Origin of the sequence: Mesorhizobium sp. LSHC420B00 (assembly GCF_000503055.1) — a bacterium.
GTDB lineage: Bacteria > Pseudomonadota > Alphaproteobacteria > Rhizobiales > Rhizobiaceae > Mesorhizobium.
Window position 1 is genome coordinate 13,120 of sequence record NZ_AYVY01000026.1, and the last position, 14,314, is coordinate 27,433.

Genomic DNA, 14,314 nt, shown 5'->3' on the forward strand with positions numbered 1-14,314 from the left:
GAAGCGGAAAGCGAGCGGTGACCGCGCTCGATATACCGAAGCAACAGGCAGGCGAGGCTATACGGGCATAGTCATGCAGCCTTCGGCACGCCGCTGCGGTGAATACGCAGCCGCCTCGATCTAGGTTTACGTCCGACGCAGCCGTTCCAGTTTTCGCGACACAGCTTGGCGCTGTGCGAGGCTACCGTCGCGCGCCTTTGAACAGCATCTTGGATCGGTCAGTACCAAGGAGAGTGTTATGGCAAGTATTCTGGTCCTCAACAGCAGTGTTCTTGGCGACGGGTCCGTTTCCAAAATTCTGGTCGAGGAAGCTGTTCACCGCTTGCTGGAGGCCAGCCCCGGCGCAACCGTTATTCGTCGCGACCTTGGTACCGTGCCGGTTCCGCATCTTACCACCGCCGATGTGGCGGGTGTCCGCGGCGAGCCCGCGACCGACACGGAACTCGCCGCCCGAGCTCTTTCGGACGAACTGATTGCCGAACTCCGCTCCGCGGACGCCGTCGTGATTGGCGCGCCGATGTACAATTTCAGCATCCCGACCGGCCTGCGCGCCTGGTTCGATTACGTTCTGCGTGCTGGCGAGACGTTCAGCTATTCGGAGGCGGGTCCGCAGGGGCTGCTGACCGGCAAGCGCGTCTTCGTCATCGAGTCTCGGGGCGGTCTTTACTCTGAAGGTCCCGCTCAGGCGATGGATTTCCAGGAACCCTATCTGCGGACCCTTCTGGGCTTCATCGGGCTGACCGATGTCACTTTCATCCACGCCGAGAAGATCGGCTTCGGGCCTGAAGCGCGCGAGGCTGCGCTCTCGGGTGCAATGCAGGCGCTCGCTAAAGCCGCCTGACCCACGCCACGCACAGGAGGCGGCAATGACCATTTCGAGTGCGACGGTCGACCTAGCGGTGGAAGAGGTTCTGCTTCCACCTGTTCGGGATCTTGGTGATGGCTTCAAGGTTCGTCGCGCGCTGCCGTCTGCGCAGCGCCGGACGGTCGGTCCCTTCATCTTCCTCGACCATTTCGGACCGATCGTGTTCCGCGCCGGGGCCGGCCCGGAGATCCGGCCGCATCCGCATATCGGCCTTTCGACGCTGAGCTATCTACTCGAGGGCGAGATGGTTCATCGCGACAGCGCCGGCAATGTCGAGACAATCCGGCCCGGCGACGTGAACTGGATGACGGCGGGCAGGGGCATCGTCCATTCGGAGCGTTCGCCTGCGAAATTCCAGACGCAGGGCGGGGCGATGTTCGGCCAGCAGATCTGGGTCGCCCTGCCCAAGGCCCTGGAAGAGATGGAGCCGGGTTTCTCCCATCATGCCGAAGACTTCTTGCCTGCGCTCGAAGCGGACGGAGTCTCGCTCACCATCGTTGCGGGCGAAGCTTTCGGAGAACGCTCGCCGGTGCCGGTTTATTCGGACCTGATGTATGTCGATGTCGTGCTCAAGCCCGGCGCGCGCCTGCAGGTCCCAGCCCAGCATATCGAGCGCGCGATGTTTGTCGTCTCGGGCGAGATTGAAGTCGCGGGCCAGACGGGCAGCTTCGGCGAAGCGCAGTTCGTGGTCTTCAAGCCCGGCGCCGAGATCGTGCTGCAAGCGCGCAGCGGCGCCCATCTGATGATGGTGGGCGGAGAACCCTTTCCCGAGCCGCGCCACATCTACTGGAACTTCGTCTCGAGCTCCAAGCACCGGATCGAACAGGCGAAGGACGACTGGCGGCAGGGGCGCTTTCCCGAGATCGCTGGCGAGACCGAGTTCATCCCGCTGCCTCCTGACCCATTGCGCATTGCGCCCCGCGGCTGACAACACATTGCAAGGAGGTGTTATGGAAATCGGTGTCGACAGTTTCGCGGCAATCCTCCCTGATCCGGCGACGGGCAAACTGCCTTCGGCAACCGACCGCATGGCCGATCTCCTCGAGGAGGTCGAGGTTGCCGACGACGTCGGCCTCGACGTGTTCGGCATCGGCGAGCACCACCGTGCCGAATTCCTCGATTCCGCACCCGCGATCATTCTGGCGGCCGCGGCTGCCCGCACCAAGAGTATCCGCCTCACGAGCGCCGTCACGGTCCTGAGCGCCGCCGATCCTGTGCGGGTGTTTCAGGAGTTTGCAACCCTCGACCTGATCGCGAAGGGGCGTGCCGAGATCGTCGTTGGCCGCGGTTCCTTCGGTGAGGCCTATCCATTGTTCGGCTTTCGGATGGAGGACTATGACGATCTTTTTGCGGAGAAACTCGAGCTCTTCCTCAAGCTTCGCGAGAAGACCCACCTCGCGTGGGAGGGACGCTTCCGCCCGGCACTCACCGGGCAAGGCGTTTTCCTCCGGCCGCATCAGCAGCGCCTGCCGGTGTGGCTCGGCGTCGGAGGTACGCCGCAATCCTTCGCACGCGCCGGAACGCTCGGCCTCCCACTGATGGTCGCGATCATCGGCGGCAGCTTTGAGCGCTTCCGCCCGCTCGTCGATCTCTACCGCGAGAGCGGACTGCGCGCCGGGCACGCGCTTGAGCAACTCACAGTCGGTGCCCATGCGATGGGCTTCGTCGGAGAGACCATCGCAAAAGCCAAGGATGCCTTCTTCCCCGGCTGGGCGCATCTGACAACGACGATTGGCCGCGAACGCGGTTGGTTTGCACCGTCGCGCCAGCAGTTCGAGGCGATGTGCGGCCCGGAGGGCGCCTTTCTGATCGGTGATCCGGACACTGTCGCCAGCAAGATGCTCGATGCCGACAGCGCACTCGGCGGCGTATCGAGGATCACCTTCCAAATGAGCACGGCATCCCTCGAAACCGCTGCGATGAAGCGCTCGATCGAGCTGCTCGGAACCGAAGTAGCGCCGATCGTCCGCGCGGCGCGGTCAAAGCACGGGGCACCGACTGAAAAGGAGACCTCAAATGCCGAACTCTTCTGAACACTTGAGACGCTCCGCCGCAGTCACCGGCGCTGGCGGTGGCCTTGGCCGCGACATCGCGCTCGGACTGGCGGCCAAGGGCTATACTGTTTTCGGCACGGCCATGTCCGCCGCAGAGGTCCAGGATCTGAAGGACGCCTCCGGTGGACGCGTCAGCCTGACCGTCTGCGACATGACCAAGGAACAGGCCGTGAAAGCCTGGGCTGACGACGTGTCCGACGCGCTCGGCGATGGCGCCCTCGATCTTCTGATCAACAACGCAGGGATCCTTACCCCCGGCCCGATCGAGATTTTGCCGCTCGACGCCATCCGGCGCGAATTCGACGTCAACGTGTTCGGCGCCCTCTCGGTCATGAATGCGTTCCTGCCCGCATTGAGGAAGGCGCGCGGTCGCATCGTCCAGGTGAGCACCTGGACCGCCAGCGTACCGCTCCCGTTCAATGGGCCATCAGGCGCATCGAAGGTCGCCCTGGAGGTATTTGCGGCCGTCTACCGTGCCGAGCTGAAGCGCTTCGGCATCGATGTCGTGGTGGCTGCGGCAGGCAATATGAAGACTGGGGGACCGGCGAAAACGGCTGCCGCTCTAAAGCGGGTCGCGGACGATATGACCTCTGAACAGCGCGAGTTATACGGTCAAACATTCGAAACCTTCGCGAACACGCTCAACGGCATGCAGAGCAGTGGGCTCGAGTCGGCTGCGGCCGCGAAGCGTATCGTCGAACTGGCCGAACAGGTACCTGCACCGAGCCGCGCGCCGGTGGGACAGGACGCCGACGAAATGCTCCGCGCAGCTCGCGAGAAGTCCGACGCTGAACTGGATGGGCTCCGGCTTCAAGTCGCCGGCCTGAGCTAGGGCCTTCCAGCAAATCCACACTTCATAAGAAGGAGATACCCCATGCTTGAGCTCGTAGACGGCAACGACAGCCGTGCCGTTCGCAATAAGGACAACATCCTTGGCTTCTATGATCTGGTGATCAACCAGAAGAAGGCGGAAGAATATGTGCCCAAGTTCATCGCGCCGGGTTACATCCAGCACAATCCCCTGATCGCAGATGGGCCAGTCGCCCTGGCGCAGTTTTTTGGCCAGATCAACAAGGAACGCGCTCTGGCGCGCGTCGTGGTCCACAAAATCATCGCCCTCGACGACTACGTCTGGGCCCATGTGAATTTTCTGAATCTTTTCAACGACGACCCGAATGACACCGGGATCGCCGGCGTCGACATCTACAAAATGGATGCCAACGGCAAAGCGATCGAGCATTGGGACACCTTGCAGGTGGTCGGCGATCCGCAGAACTCGGCCCCGTTGATCGCGCCAAACATTCCTCGCGCCAATGCAAATGGAATGTTCTGAAAGGGAAACGGTTACGCAAAGCCGCCTCCGACCGCGAAAGCTGACGAATCAGGAAGGGCGAAAAGATGAACTACGCCATCGTTGGATCGGGAGCGATCGGCACCGCGCTCGCTCGGCGTTTCGTTGCCAACGGAATCGACATCGCCATCGCCAACTCGAAGGGCCTAAAGAGCTTGGCTGGTTTGGTTAGTGAACTTGGGCCCATCGTAAAGCCTGTGACTGCCTCCGAAGCTCTCCGGGCCGACGTCGTCATTTTGGCTATCCCTTTCGACGCAGTACAGGATGCAGTGAAGGATGTTGAATGGGACAGCCGCATCGTGGTCGACGCCACGAACGCGATCGACTTCCCGGCGTTCTCGCCGCGCGACCTCAAGGGTCGTTTGTCGACGGAGATCGTTGCTGACGCCGTCCCGGGTGCGCGTGTGGTCAAGGCCTTCAACACGCTTCCGGCCGCAATCCTCGGGGCCGACCCGGCGGTGCTCGGCGGCCGTCGTGTGCTGTTCGTCTCGGGTGACGATCCATCGGCTCGGCTCGCTGTCGTGGACCTTGTCGAGCGCCTCGGCTTCGCCGCCGTCGATCTGGGCGGTATCGCTGAAGGCGGCCGTGCGCAGCAGTTCGGCGGTGGTGTTTCCGGCCAGGAATTCGTTCAACTCGGATGACCAGCACGCGCCACGATGGCAGCGAAAGGTTGAATTGGAGAAGGCGGTATGTCCTCAAACTTAGAAGGGAACAAAGCACTGGGGCGGCGATTCTTCGCCGCCATCGAAAGCGGGAATTTCAGCGTCTTCGACGAGATCGTTACGCAGGATTATGACGACCATCTGGCTGGGCAAGGTCGGGGGCGCGAGGCGCTCAAGCAGTACTTCGCGGGGCTTCACTCAGCGTTTGCTGATCTGAAGCTACCGATTTCGGCGATCGTCGCCGAAGGCGACCAGGTTGCTGTCCTGAATGCCGTCCGCGGGACGCACAAAGGCGATTTCGCCGGTGTCAAGGCCACTGGCAGAGAGATCAATACAATGGCGTTTCGGCTCTACCGAATTGAAAATGGGCATCTCGCCGAGCATTGGGAAGTTGCGGACTTCTCGACGCTTATGCAGCAACTTCAAGGATGATCGCGGATGTCAATGGTTCGCACGGGCGTACCTGCTAGCGAGACTGTTTGATATGATGGCCGAGGCGTTTCAGGCGGTGTTGGCAGTTCTCGTGTTGCTCGCGGTGCGGACGGCAAGCTACGAAGCGAACAGAGCGAGCCGCGATTGTCCTTCGAGCTTCGCCATCTTCGTTAACAGGTCGCGGCTGCCGAGTATTGGGACTTCCGCAAGGCGGCGTTGGCGTACATGGCTACAAGCATCGGATGGCGGCCTCATTCGCTTTCGCTGATTTGAACTTTGCAGATCTCGGCCATCGTGGCCGCAGACGACCAAGTGGCAGCCTTAAACGCCTTCTCCGGCAGGCACGGAGGCGATTTCGTTGGAATATGTCCACAAACAGAAGAATCGACGCGATGGCATCTCAGCTTTGCCGTATCCAGAATGGCCACCTTGCGGAGCATTGTGAAGTCGCGGACCTTGCCAGTTGTAGGGTGAAGCACGGTGAGGGCACTCCCTCCACATCATCGGTCAGGAGGCCTAAGCTTGGCTGGGAAATTTTTGAGACAAACGAATTGCGCAGAGGCGCCGGATGTGAGGCGAAATTTTGAATGAGAATGCGCTGAGATCGTTGCTGGGCAACGCAACGTCAGCTTTCGTCACCAGCCAAATCGTGAGGGCGCTATGTGAGCGCGGGCCACTGTCGGCCGCACAGGTTGCCCGGCTCACCGGACTTGCTCGCTCTACCGTGTCAACCGCGGTGGGGGAGCTGAAGCTCTTGGAAATTGTCATTGAGGGACCTGCGACCAATAGCACCCCTAGGGCAATCGGCCGACCGGCGACCCCGCTAACGCTCAATCCGCGTGCCGGCACGTGCGTGGGCGTTCACCTCAACCAGCAGGACATCCGCCTGGCGATCGCCGATGTCTCACATTCAGTAATTTTGGAGAAAAGTATCGAAGTTGAACCGGGCTATTCGCCCCAATGCGCGGCGGCCGTCGTGAGGGACATCGTGACCGTGGCTTACGGGGTTTGCGGGCTGGACATCTCGGCCCTGCTCGGCGTCGGCGTCTCGGTCTGCGGGCCGGTCAGCCCTGGGGGCATGGTGCAGCGCGCCAACGGCATGCCAACCTGGGCGGGAGTGAACATTTCGCAGATTTTCGGCGCCGTGTTGGAGAAGCCGGTCTTCGCGGACAACGAGAGCAACTGCTCGGCGCTGGCCGAAATAATGTGGGGTGCAGCCGCCGGTTATGAAGACTTCGTCCTGTTGAAACTCGATCTCGGTGTGGGCGGCGCGATCGTTCGCAACGGCAAAGTTATCACTGGGGTCGCCGGAGGGGGCGGCGAATTCGGTCACATGAGCATCGAGCCTAATGGCGGATTGTGCCGCTGCGGCAACCGTGGATGCCTCGAAGTTCAGATTGGCGTCGATCGCTCCCTGCAAGAGATGTCGAGGCTTTATGGGCGCATCATCACTATTTACGACGTGTCGGCGATGGCGTCCCAGGGTGATGTGGGCGCGCGTCGAATGATCGAGGACATGGCGGAACAGGCCGGCCGAGGGCTCGCCCTTATCGGCACGATCATCAATCCGCCGCTCGTCATCGTCAGCGGGCGTATGACGCGAGCAGGCGACATGCTGCTCAAGCCTCTCGTTGCGGTCTACGAAAAGCACACGCTGATGAAGGCACGCGATGTGCCTTCCCCGATGCGCACCCGCGTCATGATCGGAAAGCTGGCGGAGAATGATGCGGTGCTCGGTGCCGTCGGCTTGGCGCTTCGTGGGCTAGCTGCCTTACCTTGATCATGAGAGGGTCCTCAGGCTCGCTCATCTCGCGTTGGCTTTTCGTTCAAATCCGGCCGTGCTCTCAAGGTCGAAAAACTGCTGGATGGCCAGGGCTGCTGCCCCGCGTGACCACACATTGTTGTCCCAGTCGATTTCGACCGCTGGCGGTTTCTCAAACGAGGATTCTCTGACAGTGTTCACGAGGGGGTCGACGAGCGCAGGGCCGAAGCGGACCGCCTCGCCTCCAACGATGACAACTTCCGGATCGACCAGATCGATCATTGCGGTTACCCGACGCCCGATGTCACAACCGACTTCGCGCAGATACTCTAATGCGAGCCGGTCGCACTTCGCTGCGGCCTGCTGAAGGTCGACAGGGGTCTTGGGGGAGCGCTTGCGGATCTCCTGCCAAGCGCGGACTATCGCCGGTTCCGACAAGCGTCGATCCCAGCTCAGCCGCTCCTCGGTGGCGATCGAGCCGGCGTCTTCCTTGACCGGGAATCCGATCTCGCCAGCAGCGAAACGCGCACGGCGATGGATCTGACCGTTGAAGATAAACGCCGCCCCGACGCCGGTTCCAATGATCAGCACCAGCACTGAGTTGCGCCGACGCCCGTGGCCGAACAGCTGCTGAGCTATTGCGAATGCATTGACGTCGTTGTCGACCCAGACCGGCACACTGATGCGTGATGCAATAAGTGCCGCTATCGGCACGTCCCTCCAGTCGAAGCGCTGCGATACCAGGCAAATCCCTCTGTTCACGTCGATCAGCCCGGGCATCGCCATGCCAACACCGACAAGTTTCTGACGACCTTCGCGCCTATTCCGCAGGAGTGTGGAGACGCCCTTCTGGACCGCTGCAGCGACCGTGGCCGGCTCATGGTCAGCGAGCGGCAACTCGCAAGTGCCGATCGGTTGGGTGGAGAGGTCGGTGAGCGTACCCTCTAGCCGGTGCTGCGATAGCTTGAAGCCGATGGACCAATGCCTTGCGTAATTGATACTGAGCGGTATCGGGCGACGGCCGCCACTGCTTTGCGCGCTCTTGCCTTCAACAACGATGCCTTCCTCGATCAACTCGCCCGCAACGCCAGACACTGCGGCTGGGCTGAGGCCCGTCATCGCCGCTACTTCCATGCGGCTGAGCTCGCCCTCCCGCCGTAAACAATTGAGGATGAAGGCCTCGCTCAACGGCCGCCCGCGCGACAGGGATTGGATGGATGGCGCCGACGAGCTGGTGATCAAGCTGTCCTCGCCCGATCCTTTCCGCCGGCCGCAAGGCATGAGCCTTGCCGCCTTCACCGATTTCCTGGTCGAGCAGTTCCGCGACACGGTGGCCCGGGTCGGCGCCGACAGAATCGGCGCTTTCGTTGGTGAGCCCGTGCAGGCCTCGGGCGGTGTCATCGTGCCGCCCGACGGCTATCTCAAGCGCATCCGCGAGATCTGCCGCGACAACGACATCCTCTATGTCTCCGACGAGGTGGTGACGGGCTTCGGCCGGCTTGGCCATGTCTTCGCCTCGGGCGAGGTCTTCGGCATCGATCCCGATATGATCACTTTCGCCAAGGGCGTCACCTCGGGCTATTTTCCCGCTCGGCGGCGTCATCATCTCGGAACGGCTGCTGGAACAACTGCGCCGCTCGAACCATCCCGATGCGATGTTCGGTCATGGGCTGACCTACACCAGCCACCCCGTCGGCTGTGCGGTGGCGCTGAAAAACCTCGATTTGCTGGAAGAAAGCGTGCTTGCGCATACGCAGGCGGTCGCCCCCTATTTCCAGGCGCAGCTGAAGACGCTGGAAGAGTTGCCGCTGGTCGGCGAGGTGAGGGGCTTGGGACTGATGGGCTGTGTCGAATGCGTCGCCGACCGCGAAAGCAAGGACCCGCTGCAGCTCGACAAGGATGTCGGAAAACGTATCGATGCCCATTGCTATGAGCTCGGCCTCCTGGTGCGGCCGCTGATCAACATGTGCGTGATGTCGCCGCCACTGATCATCAGCCGAGAGCAGATCGACGACACGGTGGCGATCCTGCGCGAAGGCATTTCACGGACGATGGATGATCTACGCAAAGAGGGTGCTTGGCAGGGGTGAGGTGAGCTGTACAGGCGGCATCGAAGGCCGGCATGCCATAGCCCGGGCTTGCCCGCTCGATGACATCGAAACCGCCGAGACCCCAGGCATAGCCCAGCCAGCCCTGGTAGAGGGCACCTAGCTTGGTTCGGCGCGAAGAATCGTAGGTGAGCGCGATCGACGGCTCGATGCCATGGAAGTCCGAAAGGTCGATGCCAATGGCATAGCCCAGATTGCCGTTGCCAGAGTTCTTCGGCAGATCCACCTTCGGCGTGCCGATCGCCTCTGGATCGCCGCTTTCGGAGGTCGTCGTCGTCGCCAACGTCGTCGCGGCAGGCTCCTCGGGCGCGGCCTCGCTGTCGGTCGACTGATCTGTCGTTCCTACCTCGGCCGCCGCGTCGGGAGCCTCGGCCGCGGGCGCGGCATCTCCCGTGGCATTTGCCGCCGGCGTTGCACCAGCATCATCCGTACCGGAGGCTGTTCCCGAACTCAGCGCTGCCCCGCCATTACCAAAGCCGCCGTCCGATGGTGCGCCAACATCTGGCGAAGTCCCTTGCGCCTCCTGCGCAAAGGCCGCCATCCCTGCAGAGCTTCTAATATAAGAAACAAAAGATGTATCCGCGCCGAAGACGCCTGCGGCAAGCATTGCCGCACCAACAAGCAACTTGTTCATGATTCCCCCGAGCCCAAGTTGCTTATTTCTACTCAACATCCACCAAACGGGTACGACGCCAATTCGTCACAGAGGCAATATCCACAGGGAAATTTTCGAAAGGCACCAGTGGCACCCGTCAATCGTCTTCTGCTCAGCGAGTTAGGCAGCGTGAACAAAACTTTGCGATTGCCGCCTGCGAATCGCTGCGCTGCTCGGACTTCCCCTCCATCGTCGTATTTCAGGCGCGGCAGCAGCTGCCACCCTGCCGGCTAGAGCGCCGCTTACCGTGAAAGCCCCTGTTCGAGCTTTCCGAAGCGCACCAGATCGTTCAGCGCGGAACGGATTTGCGGCCAGGGGAATTCGGAGCATTCCTCCCAGCCTCGCCCTTACGCAATACAGCGTCGAGCTTGCCCGCCACACCAGCAAGAGTGGTGGCGGGGGGTCGTTGAGAACGCTTCCAGCAGATAGTCAGCCCGCTCACCTGTGGCGCCTTGTCACCACGGGCGAGACGGGCGCGCCGGTGCTCACGCGACACCGCAACGCTGGCGGGATGGATGGCATAGGCCTCGATGTCGCGCGCCCACAGCCAACGCGCCAGCCAAAAGCCGACGCCGGCCGCCTCACAGGTGACGGCGATGCGCTTGATCGTGTGCCCGGCTTCGTCGCGCCAGCGCTGCAGCAGCTTCAACAGTGATGGTGCGGCAGCATCGATCTTCTTGAGGGGCTGGCGCTTGAGACCCGGTACGAGCGCGGCGACGAGCCACTTCGCCTTGCTCATTTCGATGACGGCGATGACCGTGTTATCCTGTTCAAGAGCGGTAAGGGACCGGCTCGCGTCAAAAGACTGCGACATGGGGTGCCTCCTTCTGATGGTGGATCCAACAGCGCCTAAGGTGCCCCACTCTCGCCGCTCGCCCCATAGCGTCTACTCCCCACTTTTACGGTGATCGAGCAGCTCTGATCTTTCTTCGCCTTGGCGGCCGCCGGGATGCAGTGCCCGAAATCACGGGCGCCTGACGCACGAGATCGACGACGCGCGATTGATGAATCGAAAATTAGCGCTCAAGCCCCTTGAGCCAACGTTCGGAGTCGATCCGATCCGGTTGAGAGTATTGGTCGGCATTGTCGGCTCTGCCGCGGGCAAGCAAATACTCGACGACACGGATCGGCTTGAACTCTTCCTTCAGAACGGCAATAGCCTCTTTGGGGCGGGCCCGGCCACACATAACCACATCTAATGCCGCATAGCTGTGCTCTGGCCAAGTATGGATACTGATGTGAGATTCCGCCAATAACAGTACGCCTGAGACACCCTCGGGTGAAAACCGATGGAAGTTTGAAAAAAGTATAGTGGCTCCAGCGGACTGTGCGCTTTTCGTAATGGCTGTTTCGATAAAAGCGGGATTGCCAAACCTGTGCCGCCGAACAGATCGACAATATAATGGGCGCCAGCGCAGATCACGCCGTTAACTGAAACAAAGCTACCTGCACCGCCTTCGCGATTGTGCGACATGCTAAAAGCTCCAAAATATCGAAGGAGATCGCTCAGCTATTTTTCTGGCCGACCCAAACGAAAATGGCGTCGTAAAGTGGGTCCCGCTGTATCTCGATACGACGGCATTCCAGCGGGGTGAGCCCCGCATTCTTCATCGCGCTGGCTATCAGTTCGATGCTCAAATACGAATTGTCGTGCCCATCCTTCTGCGCAAATGACTGCCGCCTTGCCCAATCCGCTCCGATAGTTCGGCCCGTGGGTGCAAGGTGATCAGCGATGTGCTGGAAGCAATCGTCGTACGCGTCAGCTGTCCCCGAAATCGCTAGATTACCGAAGGCAGTGATCAAGTCGTATCGGTGGCTGTCCATCCAACTTGGCCACCGCTTCAGGCAGTCGAAAATCAAGAACTCGGCAAAGCGCTCGCGAAGCTGGTTGACCGAGTGATTGGATATTTTGAAATGATCGGCTACCCAACCGTAACACTCAGGAAGCGGTTGATTGCTCCGTACGAAGTTCGCTAGCACGCTAAGGGCTTCAGGCGCGATGTCGCAGCAAGAGAGGCGATTGACTCCCTTGGTTGGGAGATACCAGAACAGCGTCGAAGTGCCAGATCCCAGATCGAGAGCATTTCCCATAACGCCCCATTCCGCCATCGCCTTCAAAATATCCTCGGCCCCTTGGCCCTTGATGAAGGGGCCGGAGAAATACTCCGTCAGATAGGTCTCAAAATAAGCTCGGACGGACGGACGCATTGGAACCAACTGCAGGTCTTTCGTTCGAAAGGCATCACGGTCGTTCTGGAACCCTCGGCCGAGTTCCCACATAACCCCGGACGGGGGGAGCTGATCGTCCCGAATGTCGGTAGTTGCGCTGAGAAGAAAAATCATTCGGGCGTCGTTCGGCTGGTACCAGTTGCGTCCGTAGTCGCCGAACACCTTTTCAACCTTCAATCCAGCATCGACGCAGAGCGCCGTGAACTCGTCGACGCAGTAAGGCCTAAGTCGAATGGTCGTCTCGGTCTCGTCGATGGCCGTCTCAGTGTCACGAATGTGTCTGAACGACACGTCGACTGTGCCGTCACAATTGTGTTGCTGCATACGATGACGAGACAACGTGAGCCTGGCGGCTAGCGGGCGCGTCCACTCAAAGCGCCAACTGCCATCAGGGGCAGTAGGATCGAAATAGTCTGGCTGGAGGTAGGCCTGTTCTGGCCTGACCTTTGCGAAAGACGATAGGTCGATCATCAATGTCCCATCGTCCGAGAGGTGCCGTCGCAGCGCTTTGAGCGACTGCCGCGCCTGGGACAAGTCTACCAACAGCTGAAATGCCTCTCGGGGCACGAGGATAAGGTCGAACCGCTCTTCGAGGTCCAACGTCCGGAGATCCCGAACGAGTGCTGACACATTGTTGAAGCCGAGTTTTTCAGCCTTTTCTGTCAGCCGTTCGACCATAGCCGGTTCGTTGTCGACAGCGACTATCGAACATCCGCTTCGAGCCAAATTAAGCGCGTTACGCCCGACCCCACACGGAATCTCAAGGACCGAGCGCGTAGAACCACCAACAAGACTGGCGAGAAAAGCATGGTCTACAGTGTCCGTATATTCGACATCGTAGTACGCGGCCCGTTCTTTATATGATATCTTATGCCGCATCGCCATGGCCGCCCCCTCACGCGGATTTCTTGGCCAATGCCTCGATCAAGGCAAAGTCGCTAATCACGTGCGGATGGATGATCTCACCTTTTTCAACAAATTTGCCCTTTTGGGAAACCGAGTCCTGGAAATCCTTAAGGAAAATCGATTTGCCGAGACTAATAAGATAACGCGTATGGTTTGTGGTTGCCCCGATCGACGCCGTCTGATGCACGTGAGCTGGCATTACGGGATCCTTGTAGTGCCAAACGCCATGCACCTTATATGGTGCCGCGCCCATCCAGGTGAATGTATGGGCCGTCGGGATGTATCCTGCTCCATAGCCGCAAGTGACGTCGATGATCATCGAGCCTTCCTTCATCTTCTTGACGAGTTCGTCTGTGAGCATCGCTGGTGTATCGTAGGTCGAAATCAAAGTCGCTCCGATCACCAGGTCGGCGTCGGGTATCTCTCGCTCCAGGGCTTCTTGCGAGACAATCAGGCATTTGACGTTCGAGGGAACGGTCGCCTCAAATCGGCGGAGGCTTTCCTCGCGGTAGCCAAAGACAACAACTTCGTTTCCGAGACCTGCGGCTGTTCGAGCAGCTGCTGCGCCGACATTTCCATGCCCGATGACGACGACTTTCGGCGGCTTCATCCCCGGTAGGGAAGCCAGCATTATGCCGAGCCCTCCCTGCGTCGATAGCAGGTGATGGGCCCCAAAGAGCACAGCCAATTTCCCGCTGATCTCGCTATCGGGCGTCATGAGCGGAAACGAACCATCTGCGGCCTGAAAGTACTCATAGCTATAGGCTGTCACCCCATGCTCGCGCAGGTGGTGCGTTAGCTCGTAGTTTTCGCCTGGGTAAAAGTATGCGCCAATATGCAGCGGGCGGCACAGGTACCGCCGTTCGGCGACGCTCGGAAACTTATATTTCAAGAGGAATGGAGAAACTGTCCAAGCCTCGTCTGTTGAAACGATTTCGCCCCCTGCCGCCTTGTAGTCCCCATCAAACGCTCCCGAGGCGGCTCCGGCATCATGCTCAACGTAAACCTTAAAACCGGCCTCGACAAACTGTCGAACACCTTGCGGAAGCATGATAACCCGCTTCTCGTTGTCGCGGGTTTCTTTCAGGATAGAGACCGAGGGTTTATCCGTCATATTGGTACTCTTCATTTCGAGATTTTGTAGAAGTCGCGCTAGGCCCCTGACCTGCGTCCTGGTTAGATTCGAGCTGTTTCGTCGCGTTTTAGGAATAGCGTCAGCCGCACCAGCAGACTGAGAATTCCCACCTAACGCTGCGAAAGCGTTAGCGGACGATGCAGGGCTTTCATTCG

Annotated in this window: 14 protein-coding genes and 1 pseudogene; 9 read left to right on the forward strand and 6 right to left on the reverse strand. The window is 60.2% G+C overall.

Annotated features, from left to right (window positions below; translation table 11 throughout):
• Positions 1-238 precede the first annotated feature (238 nt).
• From X760_RS66445 to X760_RS66480, 8 genes are all read left to right on the forward strand, one after another.
• On the forward strand, positions 239-841 hold the full coding sequence (locus tag X760_RS66445) for an FMN-dependent NADH-azoreductase (protein WP_023721575.1): 603 nt from the start codon (positions 239-241) through the stop codon (positions 839-841).
• A 25-nt stretch (positions 842-866) separates the two neighbouring features.
• Positions 867-1,793: a pirin family protein gene (locus tag X760_RS66450; RefSeq protein ID WP_023721576.1), complete on the forward strand. Its 927-nt coding sequence runs from the start codon at positions 867-869 to the stop codon at positions 1,791-1,793.
• A 22-nt stretch (positions 1,794-1,815) separates the two neighbouring features.
• The gene (locus tag X760_RS66455) at positions 1,816-2,898 is read left to right on the forward strand and encodes an LLM class flavin-dependent oxidoreductase (protein WP_023721577.1); all 1,083 of its coding nucleotides are present in this window, start codon (positions 1,816-1,818) and stop codon (positions 2,896-2,898) included.
• Positions 2,882-3,751, forward strand: coding sequence for an SDR family NAD(P)-dependent oxidoreductase (locus X760_RS66460; RefSeq protein ID WP_031194731.1), 870 nt, complete (start codon positions 2,882-2,884; stop codon positions 3,749-3,751). The genes X760_RS66455 and X760_RS66460 overlap by 17 nt, the downstream gene beginning before the upstream one ends.
• A 42-nt stretch (positions 3,752-3,793) precedes the next feature.
• A complete protein-coding gene (locus X760_RS66465) occupies positions 3,794-4,252 on the forward strand; it encodes a nuclear transport factor 2 family protein (RefSeq protein ID WP_023721579.1) in 459 nt (152 codons plus the stop codon).
• A 65-nt stretch (positions 4,253-4,317) separates the two neighbouring features.
• Positions 4,318-4,911: an NADPH-dependent F420 reductase gene (locus X760_RS66470; protein WP_023721580.1), complete on the forward strand. Its 594-nt coding sequence runs from the start codon at positions 4,318-4,320 to the stop codon at positions 4,909-4,911.
• Between the two features lie 48 nt (positions 4,912-4,959).
• Entirely contained in the window at positions 4,960-5,364 is a 405-nt protein-coding gene (locus X760_RS66475; RefSeq protein ID WP_023721581.1) for an ester cyclase, read from the forward strand.
• A gap of 754 nt (positions 5,365-6,118) precedes the next feature.
• The gene (locus X760_RS66480) at positions 6,119-7,144 is read left to right on the forward strand and encodes an ROK family protein (protein WP_198030540.1); all 1,026 of its coding nucleotides are present in this window, start codon (positions 6,119-6,121) and stop codon (positions 7,142-7,144) included.
• Positions 7,145-7,168: 24 nt separating this feature from the next.
• Here X760_RS66480 and X760_RS66485 read toward each other — a convergent pair whose 3' ends face one another.
• Positions 7,169-8,407: an ROK family transcriptional regulator gene (locus X760_RS66485; RefSeq protein WP_156948198.1), complete on the reverse strand. Its 1,239-nt coding sequence runs from the start codon at positions 8,405-8,407 to the stop codon at positions 7,169-7,171.
• Here X760_RS66485 and X760_RS66490 point away from each other — a divergent pair.
• Positions 8,304-9,216 (forward strand): annotated as a pseudogene (locus tag X760_RS66490) (aminotransferase class III-fold pyridoxal phosphate-dependent enzyme); the annotation flags it as partial. The gene X760_RS66485 and the pseudogene X760_RS66490 overlap by 104 nt on opposite strands.
• Here the strand turns inward: X760_RS66490 and X760_RS76620 are convergent.
• The 5 genes from X760_RS76620 to X760_RS0139250 form a co-directional block, all read right to left on the reverse strand.
• The gene (locus X760_RS76620; protein ID WP_198030542.1) at positions 9,119-9,868 is read right to left on the reverse strand and encodes a hypothetical protein; all 750 of its coding nucleotides are present in this window, start codon (positions 9,866-9,868) and stop codon (positions 9,119-9,121) included. The pseudogene X760_RS66490 and the gene X760_RS76620 overlap by 98 nt on opposite strands.
• A 310-nt stretch (positions 9,869-10,178) precedes the next feature.
• A complete protein-coding gene (locus X760_RS77355; RefSeq protein ID WP_023721587.1) occupies positions 10,179-10,703 on the reverse strand; it encodes a hypothetical protein in 525 nt (174 codons plus the stop codon).
• Between the two features lie 202 nt (positions 10,704-10,905).
• On the reverse strand, positions 10,906-11,307 hold the full coding sequence (gene speD, locus X760_RS75265; protein WP_084642945.1) for an adenosylmethionine decarboxylase: 402 nt from the start codon (positions 11,305-11,307) through the stop codon (positions 10,906-10,908).
• An 88-nt stretch (positions 11,308-11,395) separates the two neighbouring features.
• Positions 11,396-13,003, reverse strand: coding sequence for a methyltransferase domain-containing protein (locus X760_RS66510; RefSeq protein WP_023721589.1), 1,608 nt, complete (start codon positions 13,001-13,003; stop codon positions 11,396-11,398).
• A 10-nt stretch (positions 13,004-13,013) separates the two neighbouring features.
• Complete coding sequence (locus X760_RS0139250; RefSeq protein ID WP_051409739.1) at positions 13,014-14,138, reverse strand: NAD(P)-dependent oxidoreductase; 1,125 nt, start codon at positions 14,136-14,138, stop codon at positions 13,014-13,016.
• Positions 14,139-14,314: the final 176 nt, after the last annotated feature.

Bases quoted from the DNA above. Each gene is read 5' to 3' on its own strand.
- X760_RS66455 (WP_023721577.1), top strand. From the start codon at position 1,816: ATGGAAATCGGTGTCGACAGTTTCGCGGCAATCCTCCCTGATCCGGCG.
- X760_RS66470 (WP_023721580.1), top strand. From the start codon at position 4,318: ATGAACTACGCCATCGTTGGATCGGGAGCGATCGGCACCGCGCTCGCT.
- X760_RS66475 (WP_023721581.1), top strand. From the start codon at position 4,960: ATGTCCTCAAACTTAGAAGGGAACAAAGCACTGGGGCGGCGATTCTTC.
- X760_RS66445 (WP_023721575.1), top strand. From the start codon at position 239: ATGGCAAGTATTCTGGTCCTCAACAGCAGTGTTCTTGGCGACGGGTCC.
- X760_RS66465 (WP_023721579.1), top strand. From the start codon at position 3,794: ATGCTTGAGCTCGTAGACGGCAACGACAGCCGTGCCGTTCGCAATAAG.
- X760_RS76620 (WP_198030542.1), bottom strand. From the start codon at position 9,868: ATGAACAAGTTGCTTGTTGGTGCGGCAATGCTTGCCGCAGGCGTCTTC.
- X760_RS0139250 (WP_051409739.1), bottom strand. From the start codon at position 14,138: ATGACGGATAAACCCTCGGTCTCTATCCTGAAAGAAACCCGCGACAAC.
- X760_RS66450 (WP_023721576.1), top strand. From the start codon at position 867: ATGACCATTTCGAGTGCGACGGTCGACCTAGCGGTGGAAGAGGTTCTG.
- X760_RS66460 (WP_031194731.1), top strand. From the start codon at position 2,882: ATGCCGAACTCTTCTGAACACTTGAGACGCTCCGCCGCAGTCACCGGC.
- X760_RS77355 (WP_023721587.1), bottom strand. From the start codon at position 10,703: ATGTCGCAGTCTTTTGACGCGAGCCGGTCCCTTACCGCTCTTGAACAG.
- X760_RS66510 (WP_023721589.1), bottom strand. From the start codon at position 13,003: ATGGCGATGCGGCATAAGATATCATATAAAGAACGGGCCGCGTACTAC.
- X760_RS66485 (WP_156948198.1), bottom strand. From the start codon at position 8,407: ATGCCTTGCGGCCGGCGGAAAGGATCGGGCGAGGACAGCTTGATCACC.